The organism is Pseudomonas syringae CC1557, from assembly GCF_000452705.1.
Classification (GTDB): domain Bacteria; phylum Pseudomonadota; class Gammaproteobacteria; order Pseudomonadales; family Pseudomonadaceae; genus Aquipseudomonas; species Aquipseudomonas syringae_F.
The window spans coordinates 3,934,295-3,951,654 of sequence record NZ_CP007014.1 but is presented as its reverse complement, the minus strand read 5'-3'; the positions used below and the strand labels follow the sequence as shown (position 1 = coordinate 3,951,654).

Sequence of the window (17,360 nt, the reverse complement as noted above, 5' to 3'; positions counted from 1 at the left end):
GGTGTCAGCTACAAGCGGCAAGAAGAAGCCGACCCTGGCGTTTTCAATGAGTGTGTAAGGAGAATTTCATGCGGTTAGTACAGTTTGAATTGAGCGACGGTCAGCGCCGGGTGGGGTTGGTTGACGGTGATCAGGTGCGTGAAGTCCAGGGTGTCGAAAGTGTTCGCGAGCTGGCGCTGGCGGCTATCGAAGCCGGTTCTGCTCTGGCGCAACAGGTCGAGCAGCGTGGCGTTGGCGAAACACATGACTATTCGCAGCTGCTTAAGGAACTGCGAATCCTGCCGCCGCTCGATCATCCTGATCCGGCGCACTTGCTGGTCAGTGGCACCGGGCTGACTCACCTGGGCAGCGCGTCTGCGCGGGACAAGATGCACCAGCAGTCCGGCGACGAAGCGTCGATGACCGATACCATGCGCATCTTCAAGTGGGGCGTTGAAGGTGGCAAGCCAGCGGCGGGGCAGGCGGGTGTGCAGCCAGAGTGGTTCTATAAAGGCGATGGCAGCATCGTCGTGCGTCCAGGGCATTCTTTCTCGTTGCCGCCATTCGCCGAAGATGGCGGGGAAGAGCCTGAGCTGAGCGGGCTGTATGTGATCGGGCATGATCGCAAGCCCTATCGCCTGGGTTTTGCCATCGGTAACGAGTACTCCGACCACGTCATGGAGCGTCGCAATTACCTGTATCTGGCGCACTCTAAACTACGTGCCTGCTCGTTCGGGCCGGAGCTGCGCGTAGGCGATTTGCCGCAAAGCCTGTCAGGCACCAGCCGCATCTGGCGGGACGGCGAGGTGCTGTGGGAGAAGGAGTTCCTCAGCGGCGAGGCCAATATGTGCCACAGCCTGGAAAACCTTGAGTACCACCACTTCAAGTACGCCCAGTTCCTCAGGCCGGGTGACGTGCATGTGCATTTCTTCGGCACCGCGACCCTGTCGTTTGCCGATGGCGTGCGCACTCAGCCGGGTGATCGCTTCGAAGTCAGCCAGGCCGAATTCGGCCAGCCACTGGTCAACGGCCTCGCCCCAAGCGAAGCAGTGTTCCAGCCAGGTGGGATTGGCAGGTTGTGAGGTGAACGGTGATCGTGCCAGCGCTCGCGTTGGCATGTCGTTCTGAACGCTCTTTACCCGATAGTACGACGATCATCAGTGTGTTTAAGCCTGTCTTTTGCCCTATCATTCGCGCTTTTACAGGCCGGATAACCCTCATGACTACTTCGCCAACCACATTGCTCGCCGCCCTCGAAGCCACCACCATGCTGGAAATCGACGGTCTGCACGCCTGGGACTTCTCTCTGGGCGATGAACTGAACATCGAATGCATGGACGGCCGCGAGCGCAAGGTATGGCGCTTCACCAAGGCGCAAGTCGACGCTGCGATCTTCGATCAATCCCTGCAAAGCTGGGTGATCAACGATGGTAATGCCGATCACCGGATCATCTGCCTGGACGCCTTTACCCCCTCGGATGAAGATGATTCCGCGGAGGATTGATTAAATGCGGGCTGGTGCTGTCATAGACCTGACTGTGCCCTGACAGGCATCAATAACCTCAACAAAAGGGATGCCCCATGCCCCATAAATTTCTGCCATTGCTGGCGATTGCCAGTGCCATGAGCGCGTTTACCCTGCAGGCCCAACCCATGCCCGATACTGAATTGCTAATGGGTTCCTACACGCAAGGCAAGAGTGAAGGGATCTACCGGTTTGCCTTCAACAGCGAAACCGGAATGATCGATGCCAAGCCGCTACAGGTCATCAAAACCGAAAACCCGTCCTGGCTGACGTTATCCAGGGACCAGCGTTATCTGTTCGCGGTCAATGAGAATGGACCGGGTCAGAAAGACGTAGTCGGTAAAGTCAGCAGCTTTGCAATTGACCCGAAAACCCGTCAGATCACGCCTGTAAACCAGGTTCAGAGCCGTGGTGAAGAACCTACGCACTCCAGTCTGAGCTACGACGGTCGCTATCTGTTCGTTGCCAACTACGCAGTAAACCCTGATCCGGGTGGCGCGCTGACAGTGTTGCCGGTGGGCAAGGATGGCAAGCTGAGCGAAGCCGTTCAGGTTCTGCCGCTGGGTCCCGGAAGCAAGGTCAACCCCGAGCGGCAGATGTCGTCCCATGTGCATCTGGCCGTGCCGACCCCGGATGACAAGTACGTAGTGACTGCTGATCTGGGCGCCGACAAACTGTTCGTGTATCGCTACGACGCGAGCCAGCCCAAGCCATTGCAGCCAGCCAAGGAGCCGACTGTGCAGTTGCCAGGCGGTAGCGGGCCACGTCATACCTTGTTCAGTGGCGATGGCAAGCATGCCTGGCTGGTGCTGGAAATGACCGCTCAGGTCGTAGTGTTTGACTACCATGACGGCAGCTTCAAGCAGACCCAACTGGTCGATATGAAGAACAAGGGTGTGGAGCAGAAAAACGGCGGTGGCGCGTTGCACACCTCACCGGATGGCAAGTTTCTGTATGTGACTAATCGGGGCGACGCGAATCAGGTCGTGGTGTTCCGGATCGATCAGGCCAGCGGCAAGCTTGAAGAAATTCAGCGTCGTTCCCTTGAAGGCAAAGAGCCTCGCGAGTTCGCCTTTGACCCAACCGGCAAGTTCATGCTGTTTGCCAATCAGAAGAGCGATCAGATCGTGACTGTGCGTCGTGATCCGCACAGCGGGATGATCGGCGACACGGTGCAGAAACTGGATGTGGGTGCACCTTCTTATCTGCGCTTTTTGACTGACAAGTAAGCTGCAACGGCTTCAGCCCGCCACAGGCATGGGCTGGAGCCGTTATCATTCTTGATGATATGGGTTAGTGCTACAAAAGATTTCTGCTGAAGCCCCCTCGGGCGTACGTTTGAGTCACGGCCAAGACGGCCAGGATTTCAAATCAACGTACAGACCAACAATGAGGGGTGACCGACATGAACTTCAATCTTTTCTCCATCATCGCTGCATCAGCTATTTCGGCAAGCGTCGCGCTACCGGCCAGCGCCAGTGTGGAAGTGAACGACAAGAAAGCTCATGCCACCCAGACCTACACCACGAAATACCTGCAACAGAGCGCCAACTTCTACGCGGCGCTGGATCACAAAACCGCCCAGTGATTCATTAGTCGTCACGCTTTCGCGAGCATGTTCGCCCACACAGGTCCTGCGACCACTGCCCACTGCGCGGCAGACCCTGCAAAGACTGCCAGGCGAGCCTGTTCGCGAAAGCACTGACGGCGGCGGCACAGTTCATTGTGAGTCAGGTGCATTGCTTCAGTGAGTGTCAGACCCCGTTGGACTTACACTTATTGCAGTGCCTTGACCCCAGCGGTTTTCCTCAGCAACTGCAACGCAAAGACGACGAACAGCAATGCTGCTGCCGACAGCGTCAGTGGCAATCCATTTGCGTTACCGGTCATTGCTACTCCGCTGATCAAGGGGCCGAGCAAACTGCCAACTCCCCACAGGAAACCGGCACTTGCGTTGGCAGTGATCAGATCTCGGCCTGTGAACTTCTCGCCGATCAGAATGATGGCTACGGTATAAACACCGCCTGCCACTGCACCCAGCACTGCCAGGCATGGCCATATGAGCAAAGGGTAATTCATCAGCCAGGACATGCTCATTCCGATGGTCAGAGACAGCACGCCACATCCAAGATAAACCGCAGGCCTTGAAACTTTGTCCGATAGCCAGCCCAGCGGAAACTGAAACATCGCGTCTCCCAGCAGGATAACGGTCACCATCAATGCCGCGAGTTTGATGGTATAGCCATGATCAGCAGCATAAACCGGAAACATCGACAGAATGACGCTATCGAAAAACGAGAAGAAAATGATCCCCATGCACAATGCGGGTGCGACTTGAATAAAGCCGAGTACCGAGAATGTTTTGTCTTTACTGTCATCCGGCACGGTCATGTGCCTGGGCAGGATGAACCAGATAACCGCCAGCGCCACACAGTGTCCTGCGACGACTACGCCGTTCACCTGCGCTCCGGCAGTACCAAACACTGAAACCATCGCAGGCCCAAGCAACTGGAAGACCGTGAAGCATGTCGTGTAGATCGCGACAATCCTCCCCCGGTACGCGTCCATGGCAATTTCATTGACCCACGATTCTCCCAGAATAATGATGGTCCCCGCTGCCAGCCCCATCGTCAGTCTGGCGACTGCCAGAATTGCCAGCGATGAGGGAAGCACTTCCAGTGCGGCAATACTCAGTGTCGACAGGCTGAAGCAATACAGATAGATATGACGGCGGCTGAAGTGCTTGCAGAGCCATTCCACAATAAATGCAGACATCATCATCCCCGCCGCCGGAAGCGCGGACATGATGCCTATGTGGACATTTGACGCGCTTGCCTCGTAAAGACGCAACGCCACCACGGGCACGGTCGCACCAATGCTCAAGCCTACAATGGAGACGCCGAGGATAAGCGCCGCCAACAGTACTCTGTTCATCAATCATGCCTCGGACTGACTGGGCCATTGAAAGCCACGTTAGTGGTGTGAGTGCGCAACAGATGTCCGTGAATATCACGCTGCGGTAAGATCGGTTTGGCAATGCGCATGCCGTTCGCATAAAGACACGAGGCCGCGACACCCTGTCCGCCATAAGGGGCGTAATCTTTTTCAACAATGTGCAGGTCGGTGTTGGTCAATACTGTGCAGGACTCGTGTTTATCGCACTCAATAAGGTAGTTAATATAATTGCTGTTGCCAAACAGGGGAATGTACATGGAGTTGAGTGGGTTACGCGGATGTTCATTTGCATCTCATGCCGTTATCGGTAATGCATGACTTAATAAGTTGTCTTTCTCATGACGCCTTGATGCTCATCACAGCTGCAAATAACTCAGACTGCAATAACCGCTGCAACCAGGCGCGCAGGGCAGGGTACGGGCTTTGCTCGAACCACTCCTTATCAACAAAGCAAAATTGCCGTATGAAAGGGGCGATGGCGATGTCGGCCAGCGTCAGGTGTTCGCCGGCCAGAAACCTTTGCGATTGCAGTCGGTTTTCCAGGGCTTTCAGGAACTCTTCGCCCTGCTCGCGATAATGTTGCGGTGAGTGTTCGGGGTAGCGCACCGAATATTTGTAGCGGTCCAGATGCAGCTTGAAGACCTCGTCATTCTCTGTGATCAGCGCAGCAATTTGCGTTGCCTCTTGGGGATCATTCGCCAGTAGCCAGTCATCAGGGTCATGCTGGGCAAGTGCCCAGTGCATGATCTCCAGGCTCTGCTCGATCACCCTGTCTTCAAGCACCAGAACCGGGACGGTGCCCTTGGGAGACCGCGCGAGCATCTCGGCGGGCTTGGCTTTCAGGCTGACTTCGTGGATATCCACCGTGCAGCCTGCGTAATGCAATGCCATGCGTGCACGCATGGCATAGGGGCAACGGCGGAATGAGTACAGCACCGGCGTCATGTGCTGCCCACCTCAATCGTACTCAACCCGTTGCCCTGACGACGCACTCTGATCTGCACTGGAATCCGTTCGTGCATTTCCTGTACGTGGGAGATCACGCCGACCTTGCGGCCCTGGGCCTGCAAGCCGTCCAGTGCGTCCATCGCCAATTGCAGCGATTCCGGGTCAAGGCTGCCGAAGCCTTCGTCGATGAACAGCGATTCGATGCGCAAGGTGCTGGAGGCCATCGACGCCAGGCCAAGTGCCAAGGCCAGCGAGACGAGAAAGGTTTCGCCGCCCGACAGCGAATGCACCGAACGCAGTTCGTCGCCCATTTCGGTATCCATCACCAGCAGTCCGAGCACGCTGCCGCCGCGTTTCAGGCGGTAGCGCCGCACCAGTTGCCTGAGTTGTGCGTTGGCGTGATGGACCAGCAGGTCGAGGTTATAAGCCTGAGCGATCTTGCGAAACCGGTCGCCCTCGGCCGAGCCGATCAGTGCTGCCAGTCTCGCCCAGCGCAGGTACTCGCTGTTGGCGTCAGTGATGCGAGCTTGAAGCTCGCTGTTGGCATTGCGACGGCGCTGATCTTCACTGAGTTCGGCACGCAGATCGGCGCAATGTTGTTCGCTCTGCGCCAGTTGTTGCTGCGCCACCTGCAACTCGGCCGCCAGTTGTTGGTTGTCGCTCAGGTCGCTGTGTTGCGCCTGATGCTGTTGCAGGCGCTGGTCACGTTCCTGCAGCAATACGCTGGCCTGCTCAAGCGCTTTTTCCGCAGCCTGTAGTTGCTGGCGCAGTTGCTCGAGGTGCGCGTCGTCGTAAGTCAGCAGGGCGTCAAGTGCAGCGTCGTCCAGTTCCGGGTGCTGAGCGCGCCACTCGCTGATCTGTGCGTCGAGTTCCGCCACTTCCTGCTGCAAGGCTTGCTGCTGTTGCTGGCCGGACTTGAGCTCGGCAGCCAGTTGAATCAACTGGCTTTGAATACCCTGAAGTGCCTGGGCCGCCGACGTTTCGGTGTGTCGGGCCTGTTCGATGGCGTTTTCCAGCGCCTGTTGCCAGTGTTCGGCAGTCGCATGCTCGCCCAGCAGATCGGCCAGTGTCTGCTGACGGGCTTGCTGCTGTTCGCCGAGACGGGTGACGTCAAGCGCCAGCTCGTTCTGGCGTTGCAGGCGGGCTTGCTGTTCGATCTGTTCCTTTTCGATCTTCTGCTGGCGTTCGTGTTGCTCCTGCTGCTCCTCGCTTTGCTGCTTCAACTGATCAAGCCGCTGAGTCACTTGCTGTTCGAGTTGCATGACCGTCGCTGAGGCGTCGCTGCGCAGGCCTTCCAGCACCTGCGGCGAAACCAGCGGTGTGAACGCCGTCAGTTCCTCTTCCAGTCGTTGCTGATCAGCATCCAGTTGCTTGAGCTGTTCGGCGACATGGCCTGCGGCAGCCTGGCTGGCATCCGTTGCAGCCTGGAGCTGCTGCTGCAAGCGGGCCGCGTCTTTCTGCAGGGTCAGCAAGGCCTCTTGGCGTTGCTCGTCACGGGCGATGACTTCGTTCAGCTGGCTCAGTTGCTGGCTCAACCAGCCGTCGCGTTTAGCGGCGTCGCGGTCCAGCAATTGAGCCGCGAGCGGGTGGCCTTCAAAGTCCGGCGCCAGGGTCTGATGACGCTGCATGAGCTGTTCGTGCTGGCGCAGCAGTTCTTTCTGCCGGGCGATTACGCCGCCCACCTGTTCACGCAACTGATTGCGCTGCTCGGTCAGCAGATCCACGGCCTTCTGCGCGCTGGCCTGCTCGTTGTCGTCGTGTTGTGTGAGGCTTTCCAGCAACGCTTCCGGCTGGTGCCAAGGATGGTCGACGCTGCCGCAGACCGGGCAGGGCTGGTCATCCTGCAACTGCACGCGCAGTTCTTCAACGCTGGCACTGCGCGCCAGACGCTGACGTTCCAGCAGTTGCCGGGTGACGCTAAGGGTCTGCTCGGCGACGGCCAGTTCGTCACGAACCCGGAGGCCTTCACTGTTGAGCTGTTCGCGCTGCTGCTGGGCACTGTGCTGTTGTTGTGCCAGATCAGCCAACTGACGGTCGACGTCCTGTTGGCTGGCCCACAGACGCGCCAGTTCTTCGAATGCGCGTTGTTGCTTACGATTGTCCTGCAACAGGCTGCCGAGAATCTGCAACTGCTCGGTCACCGCCTCGACTTCGCAGTCCGCTTCGCGATAGAGCAATTCCAGTGCGTTACGCTGCTCGGTCAGTTGCTGATCGGCCTCGCTTGCGCGTTGTTGCAGGGCAGGCAGTTCGTGCTGTCCGTGCTTGAGCCGGTTGGCGATAAGGGTCAGTGATTTCAGACGGTCACGCCATGCGCTCCATGCCTGGGCCAGTGGCGCCAGCTCGCTGCTGTGTTGCAACTGTTCTGCGATGCGTTCAAGGCGTTGCGTAACCTGTTGCTGCTGGTCGAGCAAGGTTTGCAGGCTGGCCTGGCCCTGAGCGCACAGTTGCCCAGTGTGCTGATGCAGGTCAGCCGCCTTGGCCAGCTCCTGAGCCAGGTGATTCAGGGTGTTCTGCGCGTCAAACGCTTGTTGCAGCAGCGGTTTCGCGCTGCCGTGCGTTTGTTGGGCCATCAACAGGCTGGCTTGCGCTTCTGTGCGGCGGGTTTCCAGTTGTTGCTGTTGGCTCTGCAGCGACGTCTGCTGTTGCTGATGCTGGCTGATCTGTTCGGCCAGCGGGGTGAGTTGCGCGCTCAGGGTCACACGCCGGGCGAAGCGATGACGCTGCGGGCCCAGACGTTCCAGTTGCGCAAGCGTCTGGCGCTGACTGCTCAGCTCGTCCCAGGTCTGCTGCGCGCGGGTCAGGCTTTCCTGAGCCGCGAGGTGTTCGTCACGCAGGCGATGCAGTTCGAGCAGCCATTGCTGCTTGAGCTCCAGTTGCCGCTGTTGCGTCTGACGGGCCTTGAGCTGCTGCTGGGCATCGTCGAAGCGTTGTTCGAGTTCAGCCAGTTGTTCCGGGGCCAGCGGCACGATGTTGCTGGCCTGCGCGGTCAGGGTTTTCAGCGCTTCCTCGGCTTCCTTGCTCTTGCTGTAGGCGCGCCGACCGAGCTGGCTGTAGATCGCGGTGTTGGTCAGCTTTTCCAGCAGCTCGCTGCGTTCCTTGTCATCGGCCTTGAGGAAGGCGCTGAACTCGCTCTGGGCGAGCATCACGGCCCGGGTGAACTGTTCGAAGTTCAGGCCCAGACGGCTCTCGATCAGCTGTTCGAATTCACGCTTGCTCTGATTGCTGAGGACTTGCTCGCTGTCCAGATCGGTGAGGGTCTGGCGGCTGGCCTGGAGCTTTTTGCTGGCGTTGTCCCGCGCGCGATTGGTCTCCCAGCGCGCACGATAGCGACGCTGGTCGATGCCGATGAAATCCACTTCGGCATAACCGCTGCCGGTGCCACGCCGCAGAAGGGTGCGCGGGTCGCTGGTACTGATGTCGCCGTCGATGTCCGGCACTTTGGACTGGCCGATATTGCTCAGCCGTGGGATGGCCCCAAACAGCGCCAGGCACAAGGCGTCGAGCAAGGTGCTTTTGCCCGCGCCGGTCGGGCCGGTGATGGCGAACAGCCCGGCACTGGCCAGCGGCTCAGCGGTGAAATCCAGTTCGAACGGGCCGGCCAGCGAGGCGAGGTTTTTCAGGCGAATGGCAAGAATCTTCATGACTGTTCGCTCTCCTGCTGGACTTCACGCAGCAGTGTGGCGAAATCCGTAAGGGTCTGTTCGTCCACCTCGCTGCCGTAGTTGTCCAGCCAGGCGCGGCTGAACAATTCCTGTGGGCTGAGTTGGTCCAGTTCGATCAGTGCCGCATCGCCGTCACTGCCGTCGGCGCTGCCTTTACCGGCGTATTCAGCGCCGATGCGCACCAGCCGCACGGCCTTGCCTTGCAGCGCGGTTTCGATCTGGTTGCGCAGGTCCGGTTGCGGTTCATCAAGACGCACACGCACTTCCAGCCAGGGCTGACGATCCGGATCGGCCAGCAGGTCGACATTCGGCAGCGCTTTGAGCTGCACCAGCAGTTCGGCCAGTGGTGCGGGCCCGAGGCGTTGCAGGTTGACGGCGCGAGGGACCAGAAAGGGCTCGACGCTGGTCAGGGTTTCGCCCTCGCAATTGATTTCCAGAATCTGATGCTGGTAGCCGATTTCCGAAAACGACAACGGGATCGGTGAGCCGCTGTAACGAATGCGCTCCTCGCCATTGACCCGTTGCGGCTTGTGCAAATGGCCTAGCGCGACATAGGTGATGCTCGGCCCGAACAGGCTGGCGGGCAGGGCTTCGGCGTTACCGATGATCAGGCTGCGTTCGGAGTCTTCCGAGACCGAGCCGCCGGCCATGTGTGCGTGGCTGATGGCGATCAGGGCCTGACCCGGCTGGCGCTTGGTATTCGCTGCTTCGATCAGCAGTTCATGCACCCGGCCGATGCCGCGCAGGTAGTCATCGCCGAGGGTCGGCCCGGTCACTTCGGCGGGGCGCAGGAACGGCAGCGCCAGGCACCAGGCCTTGATGTCGCCATGCGCGTCGGGCAGCGGCAGCAACAGGCGTTCGACATCCAGTACGCCATCGTTCAGCCACATCACTCGGCCCAGTGCGTGGGTGCGCAAACGGCGCATCAGTGGGGCAGGCAGTTCGATGCGTGAGCCTGAGTCATGGTTGCCAGCGATCATCACGATGGTCAGCAACGGCTGCTGTTCGTGAGCGTTGACGATGAAGTCGTACAGGCGTTCCTGAGCTTTGACCGGCGGGTTGACGGTGTCAAAGATGTCGCCCGCGATCAGCAATACATCAGGCTGTCGTTCGGCCAGTCGGGCCAGCAACCAGGTCAGGAAGCAAGCGTGTTCGAAGTCGCGCTCCTGGCCGTGCAGGTTCTGACCCAGGTGCCAGTCAGAGGTGTGAAACAGACGCATTGATTTACCTTGTCGTGAAAAGGGAATACCTGCGCTGCATCCTCACTTGGGATACAGCGGCGGCAACCCGGCATCGCCTGCCGGGTCCTGAATATGTTCAGCAGCGGGCAGTTTGCGCACGGCGCGCCACAGGTCCTGGCCAAGCCACAGCTTGCCGGTCTCGCTGTACAGTGCGCCGTTCAGGCCATCCAGAGCATCGGACAGCGGCACAAAGCGTGCGGCCATTTCAGCCAGGGTTTCCGGCTGCTGACGGGCCCAGGCATCGAGTGCCTGACGAGTGCCTTGCGGGTCATTGACCATGCACGCACGCTTGAGGTCGTCCAGCACGGTTCGGGGGCTTGGCCCGGTCTGCACAGTCCGGGCGATTGCCGGTTGTCCACGGGCGCGCCACCACAAGCCGAAACCCAGCAGCGTGGTACAGGCGAACAGCAGCGTGCTCGCCTGCCATGGCCAGACCGGCGGACCGATCACGGTGACGCCACTCATGTCGTTGTTCACCGGGGTGTCGACCGCCAGACCGGGGTTGCTGTTGATCTGCAAGGTACGCGCAGGCAGGCTGGTGTGCTCCAGATAATCTTCGCGGGTGTTCCACCAGGTCACTTCGACCGCTGGCAGATCGATTGCTCCGGCGCGACCTGGCACCAACGCTTCGCGCTCTTCGCGCGTGCCAATCAGGCCACGCTCGCTGGGCAGGTTACGCATTTGGGGCTGATCAGGATAACGCCGCAGACCTGGTACTTCGGTGGCGGGTAGCGGCGGCAGTTGCGCACCGGCCAACCCCTCGGCCTTGAGTGTCAGGGTGCGGGTCAGCGAATCGCCGACCTGGGTACTGCCGGGCTCCGGGCTCCAGTTTTCTTCAAGACTGATACTGCGCGCGGGCAGCCACGGCGTGTCGGCTGGATAGTTGGCAGGTTTGGGCTTGACGGTCAGCATCACTTCGGCGGATTTGACCCGCATCAATTTGCCCGGTTGCGGGCCGAACGGATTGGCATCATGTCCCTGCGTGTTGTCCGCAGGTGGTTGCACCAGTGTCGCGCTGAAGACCTGCGCCGGAATTGTCAGCACGCCGCTCTGCTGCGGATAAATCGCGTAACGTGTTTCGATCACACCATGGCGCACGCCATTGATCAGCTTTTCATAGGTGCGCGGATCGCCCAGTTTTTCAACCCGGGCCTCCGGCACCTGCAACGGGCTCAGGCTGCTGTCATCGAACAGCGACACCGAATGGTAGACACGCAAGGTCAGCACAGCCTGCGCCTGAACATAGACACTGTCCTGATCCAGGCTCGCCTCAATGAAGATCGGCGCCAGTTGGCTGCTTGGCTCTTTGGCTTCGCTCTGCACGACCTGCAAGGTCAGCGGCTGGCTTTTCAAGTCACCCAGTTGCAGGGCCGGGATCACCACACTGCCGGTTTCGCGCGGCAGCAGGGTGACGATCCAGCGCGTAGTGGCCTGACTGTTGCCGTCGAGTGTTTTGAGGCTGTTGAGCTGACGTGTGTCGCGTACCTCGAAGCTGCCCTCCAGAACGCTCATGTCGGGCTTGCCGAACTGGGTGACGTCGTCGGTTTCCAGTGTCAGTTCGACGGTTTCACCGGCGTTCAGGCGTGTGCGATCAACGCTGGCCGTCAGTTGTGCGGCCTGCAACGACATGGCAACCAGAGCCAGCAACAGTCCGGTCAATAAGGTGTACACGCGACTCATCGGGTCTTTTCCTGATGTTGCTGTTCGTAGCGGAACTTGCGCCGCAGCAGCTCGCCCGGATCGTCCGGAATCTGTCTCAGCCATTGTTCCAGTTCCTGCCGTCGCTCGCCGGTGATCGAGCTGTCGGCGGGCTGGATCGGCGGGCGAGTGGTTTGTTCATCGTCCGTCGAATTCGCCGATGTGGCCTGCCCGCTGGAGTCCGGCGGCAGGCTTTCGCTGGTGCCGGTCTGATCGGAACGCGACGGGTTCTGCTCGGCGGGCGAGGCGCTGCTGTTCGGGTCCTGTGATGCTTGTTGGCCTTCCTCGCCTTGATCCGCTTTGCTTTGCTCGTCCTGCGCGGGCTTCTGAACCTTGGCCTCATCCAGCAGACCTTGCACCAGCTCCCGATTGCTCTGCGCGGCAGGGAAGTCGGGCTGACGATCCAGTGCCTGCTCGTAGGCATCCAGTGCCGCTTCCAGCTCGCCACTGCGGGCCAGAGCATTGCCACGATTGTAGTGGTCAGCGGCGCTGTTGCCTTCGGCGAAGCGCTGCGCGGCGCTGGTATAGTCTCCCGCCTCGTAAAGCGCGACGCCTTTCCAGCGTGAATCTTCAAAGCGCTGCGCCGCCTCGGCCGGTCGGTGTTGTTCCAGCAGACGCTGGCCCTGTTGGTCGGGGCGCAGCCACAGGTCCTGAAACTCAAAGGCCTGGCTGGTTTGCGGAAACATGAGCAGCAATGGCAGGCACAACAGCCAGCCACGTCGCCCGCCCAGCGCAGCGATCAGCAGCAGTGGCAGCAGGAACCAGTGGCCCTCATCGGCCCAGGTATCGAGCTGCACAATCTGGCCATCGTTGCGCAGTTGCCGAGGAGTCGCGAGCAGTCCGAGACTTTTCAGATCCTCTTCATCGGCGCGTGCCTGGCGATAGCTGCCGCCGACCTGATCAGCAAAGTCGCTGAGGCTGCTGCTGTCCAGACGTGGCACCAGAATCGCACCCTGATCGTCCTTGAGCAGGCTGCCGTTTTCCTGAGTCACCGGCGCGCCTTCAGCGCTGCCGACACCCAGAATCAATAACGGCGGCGACTGCCCGCGCAATGCTTCACGAATGCCCTGACGTTCCTGTTCACTGAGCGAGGAGGTGATCAGCAGAATTCGGCCCTGACCCAGCGCGCCCTGTTTGAGCAGGTGTAATGCCTTGTGCACCGCCAGATCAGCGCGTTGGCCGGTCAATGGCATGATCGACGGCCTGACAGCTTCCAGCAGGTTACGGCTGGTGACCAGATCATCGGAAAGCGGTACCAGGGTGTGTGCGCTGCCCGCATACACGACAACTGCCGTCTGTGCGTCGCTGCGTTTCTGCAACAGGTCCAGCAGCTTGCGTCTGGCCTGTTCCAGGCGTGTGGGCGGCGTATCAGTGGCGAGCATCTGCGGCGTGAGTTCGAGGATCACCACCAGCGGGTCGACCGGTTTCTGGCTGATCTGTTCGACGCGCTGCCAGCTGGGGCCGAGCAGCGCAAACACTGCCAGCAACCAGGCCAGACCGAGAGCGACCCACGGCAGCTTGCTGTTGCCACCGCGCCCGCCATTGAGCAGCACGGCATGAAAGTGGGGCGGCAGCAGCATCTGCCAGCGCCCGGCGCGTTTCTGCCGGTGCCAGAGTCGCCAGATCAGCAGGGCCAGCAATGGCACGATCAGTAGCCACAACGGGCGGAACCAGTGCGGCCAGAGCGCTGTGATCATCGTGACCTCCAGAGTCGCTGAAGACGCTCACGCCAGCGCATGGCACGCAATTGCGTGAGCAGGCGCTGCACCGCGTTGTTCGGCCACAGCTCGCGCAGTACCAGCAGGACACTGAGCAGCAGGGCGGCAGCCAGTGGCCACTGATAAAGCACCTGCGCCGGACGTGCCTGGGTAGGCTGCTGCGCGACAGGCTCCAGCGCATCCAGGGTGGCGCGGATCTTGTCCAGTTCGGCACCGTCGCGTGCACGGAAGTACTGCCCGCCGCTCAGTTTGGCGATGTCTTTAAGCGTCGGCTCGTCGAGATCCAGACTCGGGTTCAGCCCCAGCACGCTTTGAAGACCGTTTTTATCCGGGTCCGCGCCGATGCCAATCGGGTATATTTTTACGCCTTCTTCAGCGGCCAGACGTGCTGCGGTGATCGGGTCGATCTGCCCGCCGTTGTTGGCGCCGTCGGTGACCAGCACCAGCACCCGACTGTTGGCCGGGCGCATGCGCAGGCGTTTGAGCGCCAGGCCGATGGCGTCGCCAATGGCGGTGTTCTTGCCCGCGATGCCGATCCTGGCCTCGTCGAGCCAGACCCGCACTGTGCGGCGGTCGTAAGTCAATGGCGCCTGCAGGAAGGCCTGGGTGCCGAACAGGATCAGGCCGACCCGGTCGCCCTTGCGGCCTTCCAGAAAATCGCCGAGCAGGTGCTGAACCAGCACCAGTCGGCTGACTTCATCGTTGTTCCACTGCATGTCCGGGTAATCCATCGAGCCGGACACGTCGACCGCCACCAGCAGGTCACGACCACTGGCCGCCACTGGCAGCGGCTCGCCCAGCCATTGCGGACGCGCGCAGGCGATCAGCAGCAACAGCCAGATCAGGATCACTGGCGCTCGTTGTCGCCATATCGGCAGATTGGCCTTGGCGCGGCGGCCGCTCAGCCCTTCGAGCTCACTGAGGAAACTGACCTTGAGTGCGGGTTCGCCGCTGTCGGCGACCGGCAGCAGCGCCCGCATCAGCCACGGCACGGGCAGCAGGATGAAGACCCAGGGCCAGGCAAATTCAAACATGTTTGCGAATCCAGGTGTCGACCGCCTGGGTCAGCCCGGTGATAGCCTTGTCGTCCAGCTTGCACTCGGGTTTGTAGGCGCCTTCGACCAGAATCATCCAGCGCGTCAGCCCGGCAGCGGGGCATCGATTGTCGAGGAACGCCAGCCATTTCCGGCCATTCAGCGTGTGGCTCTGGCTGTGCGGGTAGTGATTGCGGCACAGGCGTTTGAGCAGGCCGTTGATCTGTTGCAGCCAGGCACCGGCCGGTGCGCCATCGTAGGGTTTGGGCAGGCTGGCAAGCTCGGCCAGGGCAGCGACACGCGCCGGGTCCAGAGGTTGTTCGCTGCGGCGTTTGCTGGCCTTGACCGGCAACAGCACGCGCAGATGCCACAGGCCCCAGGCCGCCAGGGGGACCAACAGCAACAGCAGCCACCAGCCGGGGGCAGGCGGCCAGAAGGCGACCGCCTCTGGAGCAATCAGCGGCTGTAGCTGATCCAGCGGGTTCATTTGCGCTTCACCGGCCGCTGGAGATTCAGGTATTCGCGCAGTTGCTCAACCAGCTCGGCCTGGGTGCTCAAGGGCATGAGCAACACCCGCAGTTTCTGCGCCAGCCGTTCCCAGCGTGCGGAGCGGTCTTCGCCCTGTTGCCGATAGGCTCTGCGCAACTCGGGGTTGAGGGTGTCGAGCTCCAGTTGCGCGTCGCGTTCGGCAAAACGCAGCAGGCCCGCAGCGGGCAGGGCGCGATCCAGCGGATCGGAGATCGGCAGCAACAGCAGGTCACTGTGACGTGACAACAGGCTCAGCTGTTGCTCGGCAGCATCGGACAAGGCACGTTCGTCGCACAGCACGATCACCAGGCTGCCGGGGCGCAGCACTTCACGGGCGCGGCGCAGTGCCGTACCAAAGGCATCGCGGTCTGCCGGGATTTCGGTGTGCAGTGACTGATTGACCCGTACCAGGCGGTTGAGCAGTTGCAGCAAGCTCTGTTTGCTGCGGCGCGGCTTGATTTCGTAATGCTCGTCGTCGCCGAACACCAGCCCGCCGACCCGGTCGTTGTGCTCCAGTGCCGCCCAGCCGATCAATGCGGCAGCCTGAGCGGCCAGCACGGACTTGAACATCAGCCCTGAGCCGAAAAACAGCCGACGGCTTTGCTCTACCAGGATGAAAATCGGCCGTTCACGCTCTTCGTGGAACAGTTTGGTGTGCGGTTCCTGAGTGCGGGCAGTGACACGCCAGTCGATGCTGCGTACATCGTCACCCGCCTGATAGACCCGAACCTGATCGAAATCCACACCACGCCCGCGCAGTTTGGAATGGTGCAGGCCGATCAACGGGCTGCGTCGGCTCGGGGTTGAAAACAGCTGCACTTCCCGCACCCGATGACGCATTTCGATCAGCTCGCTGAGGCTGACACGAATACCCGGCTGGGGGATCAGGAAGGGTTGCATGGGGTCAGGCGACGGCCACGACGTCAAGGATGCGCTGAATCACGCGGTCCTGATCGATCCCGGCGGCTTCGGCCTCGAACGACAGGATGACCCGGTGGCGCAGTACATCGAACAGCACGGCCTGAATGTCCTCGGGGCTGACAAAGTCGCGCCCGGCCAGCCATGCGTGGGCGCGGGCGCAGCGGTCCAGCGAGATGGAGCCGCGCGGGCTGGCCCCGTAGGCAATCCATTCAGCCAGTTCCGGGTCGAACTTGGCCGGGGTGCGGGTGGCCATGACCAGTTGCACCAGGTACTCCTCGACCGCGTCGGCCATGTACAGGCCAAGGATTTCCTTGCGCGCGGCGAAGATCGCCTGCTGGCTGACGCGGCGCTCAGGCTTGGTTTCGCCGTTGAGCGCTTCGCCGCGCGCCTGCTGGAGGATCTTGCGTTCGACGGCAGCGTCCGGGAATCCGATCTTGACGTGCATCAGAAAGCGGTCGAGCTGGGCTTCGGGCAGCGGGTAGGTGCCTTCCTGTTCGATAGGGTTTTGGGTCGCCATGACCAGAAACAGTGGCGACAGGTCGTAGGTGCTACGCCCGACACTGACCTGACGCTCGGCCATGGCTTCGAGCAACGCCGACTGGACCTTGGCCGGCGCTCGATTGATTTCGTCAGCCAGCACCAGGTTATGGAAGATCGGCCCTTGCTGGAACACGAAGCTGCCGGTCTCCGGGCGATAAATTTCGGTGCCGGTGATGTCGGCAGGCAACAGGTCGGGGGTGAACTGGATGCGGTGGAACTGCGCCTCGATGCCTTCGGCGAGTTCCTTGATGGCTTTGGTCTTGGCCAGACCGGGCGCACCTTCGACCAGCATATGGCCGTCGGCGAGCAGAGCGATCAGCAGGCGTTCGATCAGCTTTTCCTGGCCAAGGATTTGCGTTGAAAGAAATGTTCGCAGCGCAATCAGCGCTTCACGATGTTCCATCGGGGACGTTTCCTGGCAGGGTAATCAGCTATGTCCGGTGACCGCTGAGCTGGGGGCATTACTTTAATCCATCCAGGCGGGTATCGACTAACGGCTGGAGCACTTTTTATTGCATTTAAAGAGGCGTAGGTCAGTTATTAGAGAATTGTCCTACATGTTCTGTCTGCATTCATGTAGGACGTGGCATGTGCACAGACGTTTTCACGCT

The 17,360-nt window shown here is 60.6% G+C and carries 14 protein-coding genes; 4 read left to right on the top strand and 10 right to left on the bottom strand.

Going from position 1 to position 17,360, the window contains the following annotated elements:
• Window positions 1–68: 68 nt before the first annotated feature.
• From araD1 to N018_RS17330, 4 genes are all read left to right on the top strand, one after another.
• On the top strand, window positions 69–1,061 hold the full coding sequence (gene araD1, locus N018_RS17345; protein WP_024644810.1) for an AraD1 family protein: 993 nt from the start codon (window positions 69–71) through the stop codon (window positions 1,059–1,061).
• Window positions 1,062–1,198: 137 nt separating this feature from the next.
• Entirely contained in the window at window positions 1,199–1,483 is a 285-nt protein-coding gene (locus N018_RS17340) for a DUF5629 family protein (protein WP_025390326.1), read from the top strand.
• A gap of 77 nt (window positions 1,484–1,560) precedes the next feature.
• Entirely contained in the window at window positions 1,561–2,733 is a 1,173-nt protein-coding gene (locus tag N018_RS17335; RefSeq protein WP_024644812.1) for a lactonase family protein, read from the top strand.
• 176 nt (window positions 2,734–2,909) lie between these two features.
• On the top strand, window positions 2,910–3,092 hold the full coding sequence (locus N018_RS17330) for a hypothetical protein (RefSeq protein ID WP_024644813.1): 183 nt from the start codon (window positions 2,910–2,912) through the stop codon (window positions 3,090–3,092).
• Window positions 3,093–3,280: 188 nt separating this feature from the next.
• On the opposite strand, the gene N018_RS17325 is transcribed toward N018_RS17330, so the two are convergent.
• The 10 genes from N018_RS17325 to N018_RS17275 form a co-directional block, all read right to left on the bottom strand.
• Window positions 3,281–4,438: an MFS transporter gene (locus N018_RS17325; RefSeq protein WP_025390325.1), complete on the bottom strand. Its 1,158-nt coding sequence runs from the start codon at window positions 4,436–4,438 to the stop codon at window positions 3,281–3,283.
• 357 nt (window positions 4,439–4,795) lie between these two features.
• Window positions 4,796–5,404, bottom strand: coding sequence for a glutathione S-transferase (locus N018_RS17315; RefSeq protein WP_024644815.1), 609 nt, complete (start codon window positions 5,402–5,404; stop codon window positions 4,796–4,798).
• Window positions 5,401–9,048, bottom strand: coding sequence for an SbcC/MukB-like Walker B domain-containing protein (locus N018_RS17310; protein ID WP_025390323.1), 3,648 nt, complete (start codon window positions 9,046–9,048; stop codon window positions 5,401–5,403). Before N018_RS17310 ends, N018_RS17315 begins: the two co-directional genes overlap by 4 nt.
• Window positions 9,045–10,289 (bottom strand): exonuclease SbcCD subunit D C-terminal domain-containing protein, encoded by a 1,245-nt coding sequence (locus N018_RS17305; RefSeq protein WP_024644817.1) that lies wholly within the window; start codon window positions 10,287–10,289, stop codon window positions 9,045–9,047. The genes N018_RS17310 and N018_RS17305 overlap by 4 nt, the downstream gene beginning before the upstream one ends.
• A 42-nt stretch (window positions 10,290–10,331) precedes the next feature.
• On the bottom strand, window positions 10,332–11,990 hold the full coding sequence (locus tag N018_RS17300) for a BatD family protein (RefSeq protein ID WP_025390322.1): 1,659 nt from the start codon (window positions 11,988–11,990) through the stop codon (window positions 10,332–10,334).
• A complete protein-coding gene (locus N018_RS17295; protein WP_025390321.1) occupies window positions 11,987–13,705 on the bottom strand; it encodes a vWA domain-containing protein in 1,719 nt (572 codons plus the stop codon). Before N018_RS17295 ends, N018_RS17300 begins: the two co-directional genes overlap by 4 nt.
• The gene (locus N018_RS17290) at window positions 13,702–14,760 is read right to left on the bottom strand and encodes a vWA domain-containing protein (RefSeq protein WP_025390320.1); all 1,059 of its coding nucleotides are present in this window, start codon (window positions 14,758–14,760) and stop codon (window positions 13,702–13,704) included. The genes N018_RS17295 and N018_RS17290 overlap by 4 nt, the downstream gene beginning before the upstream one ends.
• The gene (locus N018_RS17285) at window positions 14,753–15,247 is read right to left on the bottom strand and encodes a DUF4381 domain-containing protein (RefSeq protein WP_025390319.1); all 495 of its coding nucleotides are present in this window, start codon (window positions 15,245–15,247) and stop codon (window positions 14,753–14,755) included. Before N018_RS17285 ends, N018_RS17290 begins: the two co-directional genes overlap by 8 nt.
• On the bottom strand, window positions 15,244–16,188 hold the full coding sequence (locus N018_RS17280; protein ID WP_024644822.1) for a DUF58 domain-containing protein: 945 nt from the start codon (window positions 16,186–16,188) through the stop codon (window positions 15,244–15,246). Before N018_RS17280 ends, N018_RS17285 begins: the two co-directional genes overlap by 4 nt.
• A gap of 4 nt (window positions 16,189–16,192) precedes the next feature.
• The gene (locus tag N018_RS17275; RefSeq protein WP_003342804.1) at window positions 16,193–17,152 is read right to left on the bottom strand and encodes an AAA family ATPase; all 960 of its coding nucleotides are present in this window, start codon (window positions 17,150–17,152) and stop codon (window positions 16,193–16,195) included.
• Between the last annotated feature and the right edge of the window lie 208 nt (window positions 17,153–17,360).

Bases quoted from the DNA above. Each gene is read 5' to 3' on its own strand.
- araD1 (WP_024644810.1), top strand. From the start codon at position 69: ATGCGGTTAGTACAGTTTGAATTGAGCGACGGTCAGCGCCGGGTGGGG.
- N018_RS17325 (WP_025390325.1), bottom strand. From the start codon at position 4,438: ATGAACAGAGTACTGTTGGCGGCGCTTATCCTCGGCGTCTCCATTGTA.
- N018_RS17290 (WP_025390320.1), bottom strand. From the start codon at position 14,760: ATGTTTGAATTTGCCTGGCCCTGGGTCTTCATCCTGCTGCCCGTGCCG.
- N018_RS17275 (WP_003342804.1), bottom strand. From the start codon at position 17,152: ATGGAACATCGTGAAGCGCTGATTGCGCTGCGAACATTTCTTTCAACG.
- N018_RS17295 (WP_025390321.1), bottom strand. From the start codon at position 13,705: ATGATCACAGCGCTCTGGCCGCACTGGTTCCGCCCGTTGTGGCTACTG.
- N018_RS17315 (WP_024644815.1), bottom strand. From the start codon at position 5,404: ATGACGCCGGTGCTGTACTCATTCCGCCGTTGCCCCTATGCCATGCGT.
- N018_RS17305 (WP_024644817.1), bottom strand. From the start codon at position 10,289: ATGCGTCTGTTTCACACCTCTGACTGGCACCTGGGTCAGAACCTGCAC.
- N018_RS17310 (WP_025390323.1), bottom strand. From the start codon at position 9,048: ATGAAGATTCTTGCCATTCGCCTGAAAAACCTCGCCTCGCTGGCCGGC.
- N018_RS17300 (WP_025390322.1), bottom strand. From the start codon at position 11,990: ATGAGTCGCGTGTACACCTTATTGACCGGACTGTTGCTGGCTCTGGTT.
- N018_RS17280 (WP_024644822.1), bottom strand. From the start codon at position 16,188: ATGCAACCCTTCCTGATCCCCCAGCCGGGTATTCGTGTCAGCCTCAGC.
- N018_RS17285 (WP_025390319.1), bottom strand. From the start codon at position 15,247: ATGAACCCGCTGGATCAGCTACAGCCGCTGATTGCTCCAGAGGCGGTC.
- N018_RS17340 (WP_025390326.1), top strand. From the start codon at position 1,199: ATGACTACTTCGCCAACCACATTGCTCGCCGCCCTCGAAGCCACCACC.
- N018_RS17335 (WP_024644812.1), top strand. From the start codon at position 1,561: ATGCCCCATAAATTTCTGCCATTGCTGGCGATTGCCAGTGCCATGAGC.
- N018_RS17330 (WP_024644813.1), top strand. From the start codon at position 2,910: ATGAACTTCAATCTTTTCTCCATCATCGCTGCATCAGCTATTTCGGCA.